Raw genomic sequence first — 2,680 nt, forward strand, 5'->3', positions numbered from 1 at the left:
ATTGTTGGCTTGTCCATGCACCCCTGGTGGAATGGCGCCATTGGCGGCGATCATTTGTTGAAGTTGATTTTGAGTCAAATCCGCTGGCATGGCTGAAGCCATATTTTCAATCGCTAACTTATCAACCATTTGTGGAGACATAGATTGTGAAGACATAGATTGTGAAGACATAGGTTGTGGAGACTGATTCAAAGCCTGCTGAACGGACGCGGCAACCGCTGCTTGTGTTTGAGGAAGTTGCCCCTGTGAACGACCTGATTGCAGAGCCGCTTGCTCTAGGTTCGCTTGTTCCACTGCTACTGGGTTATTCCATGCAATGGCTCCAGCGCCTAAACTTGCAGCCGCTGCGGCTTCTTGCTCTGACAAGCCTGTTTTATTCTGAGCGTTCGTTGTTCCGTCACTCTGCTCTGATAATGGTTGAGAGACTGTGCGTTCGGAGACTAACTGCTGAGCTCCAAGTTGTTGCGCTGAGTTGGCCGCTTGAGTAGCTTCAACATCGATAACCGTATCTCCGGATAATACCTGTTCACCTTCTAGGCCCGATTTCGCGGATATCTGCGTATTCCCATCACCAGACTGGGAGCCATTAACGCCATGTTTTGCCATCACAGCAGCCACAATGTCTTCTTCAGATACCGAAGTTTGATTGTTTCCTTGACCCACAGTTTGTTGTGACATTTCTGTCAATGACTCATCTGAAAGTGGCTCGCCGGAAGCAACGGCCTGTTCGTTTTCAATAAATGGCTTAATCGAGTCAGGAATCGTGTCTGTTTGTTCTTGTTGCACTGAATGATTTTTATCAACGGATTGAGATTTTTGAGCGTTGAGTGCCACTTCTTGATCGGTTTGGTTATCGACATCACCACGAACTTTATTGCCCTCTGAAGATTCCCCTTGTGCCACCATGTTTGTTGCTTCTGAGTGTTGACTGTTGCTGATTTCACTTTGCTGAGGCAATGGCTTGCCGTCTTTGTCTTTCAGTGCATTATTTGATTCGTTGAGCCTACCCAACAATTCATCACTTTCACTGACGGTCTTCGCCGCTTCATCACGACGATTACTTTCCGCACTCTGCTTCTGTTTATCGACATCACCTTTTACCGCAGCAATATCCGCATCGTCACCACTGCTCTTTGCACTCTTTGCTGATTCTGTTGTTCCATCTGACTCACTCGCTTGCTTAAGCATCTCGTCGGCACTTTCATCGGCAGAGGCGCCCTTAATGGCTTTTGCGTTACCTTCTGAATTTTCAGACTTTTCACCAGCCTTAACCGAGGTTTCAGTAGACGATTCCTCGTTGCCTTTTGTCTCACCACCGTCCATCAACCCACCTACCATGGCAGACAGCTTGGCAAAAAAGCCTCCAGATTCTGACGCTGTCCCTTCTGATAAGGTCGATGCTGAATCAGAGCCTGACTGGACAGATTTTATATTAGGGCTATCGGAAACTGGCTTTAGATTAATATTCATACAGGTCACACTCTCAGCAAGAAAACGGGTTAAGCCATACTCAATAAGGATTACGGGCGGTAAGACGATACTAAAAATTGAGATAGCATTTAGTTTTTGCAAGAAATAAGCCAATATTTTCCGCTAAAAGAGATCCTTATTCGATTTGTTACGGCTAAACTGCAGCGTTGAAAACTCATCGAGTTGTTTCTGCTCACGTATCTCTTGAAGTTTTTGTTTTTCTGTCTGTTTCTTTTCCAACAACCACTCATAAGACCGGCGCTGCTTACGCACTTCTAACCAATGCGCCTGACAATTATCGACTTGGCTTTTAAAGTGCGATTCCGCTTGTTTCTGCTTCGCCAGTGTCTCGTCGAGTTGAGTGAGGAATCGATTCAAATGACCATACTGACTGGCCGTCAATCCTTCTTTCCCACGATCAATCAGTTGCTGACAGTAATCTAAACGGTATTTTTCAATCTGGGAGAGTTGCTCATAGTAATTATTCAGCTCTGCGTTCGCTTGATTAAGAGCCAGAACCGCCTGGTTTTCTCGGTCTTTAGATTGCTCCAGTAAAAAGCCTAGTGCGTTTTCCATTTTGCTATGACTCTATCTGCAAAACGTTTTTCAACATCCCGACACACATCGCGTAAGGCACACTTTCTTTCATACTTTGCTGAAGGTATTCATCCAACCTCGGCTTAAGCGTGAACGCACTGTCAATGCCTGGGTCAGTACCTGGTTTATAGGCACCAATCGAAACAAGATCTTGGTTTTTCCGACAGATAGAAAGAACTTGCCTTACCGCTTTGGACATCAGCATATGTTCATCGGTGGTAATCTGTGGCATCACACGGCTGACTGATTTTTCTACGTCAATCGCTGGATAATGGCCTGCATCGGCCATTTCACGAGATAAAACAATGTGACCATCAAGAATCGCACGTGAGGCATCAGCGATAGGGTCTTGTAAATCATCCCCTTCCGTTAATACGGTGAAAAATGCGGTAATCGAACCTTGATGCTCACCGCCATTTCCTGCTCTTTCTACCAAAGCAGGCAACTTCGCAAACACCGAGGGTGGGTACCCTTTCGTTGCTGGAGGTTCGCCTACGGACAACGCAATTTCGCGTTGAGCCTGGGCAAAACGGGTCAAGGAATCCATAAGCAATAGCACATCTAAGCCTTGATCACGGAAATATTCCGCCACCGTCAACGCTGTTTGACAGCC

2 protein-coding genes and 1 pseudogene are annotated in these 2,680 nt (G+C 46.2%); all 3 read right to left on the reverse strand.

What is annotated here, in order from left to right; all coding sequences use genetic code 11:
- Positions 1 to 1,470 (reverse strand): flagellar hook-length control protein FliK (locus tag ACP45E_RS18385; RefSeq protein ID WP_241824338.1); only part of this gene is annotated, 1,470 nt, incomplete at its 3' end.
- Between the two features lie 123 nt (positions 1,471 to 1,593).
- On the reverse strand, positions 1,594 to 2,046 hold the full coding sequence (gene fliJ / locus ACP45E_RS18390) for a flagellar export protein FliJ (protein WP_017033257.1): 453 nt from the start codon (positions 2,044 to 2,046) through the stop codon (positions 1,594 to 1,596).
- Positions 2,047 to 2,050: 4 nt separating this feature from the next.
- Positions 2,051 to 2,680, reverse strand: a pseudogene (gene fliI, locus ACP45E_RS18395) (flagellum-specific ATP synthase FliI); the annotation flags it as partial.

The organism is Vibrio genomosp. F10 str. 9ZD137 (assembly GCF_049974785.1).
In the GTDB taxonomy this organism is placed as follows: domain Bacteria; phylum Pseudomonadota; class Gammaproteobacteria; order Enterobacterales; family Vibrionaceae; genus Vibrio.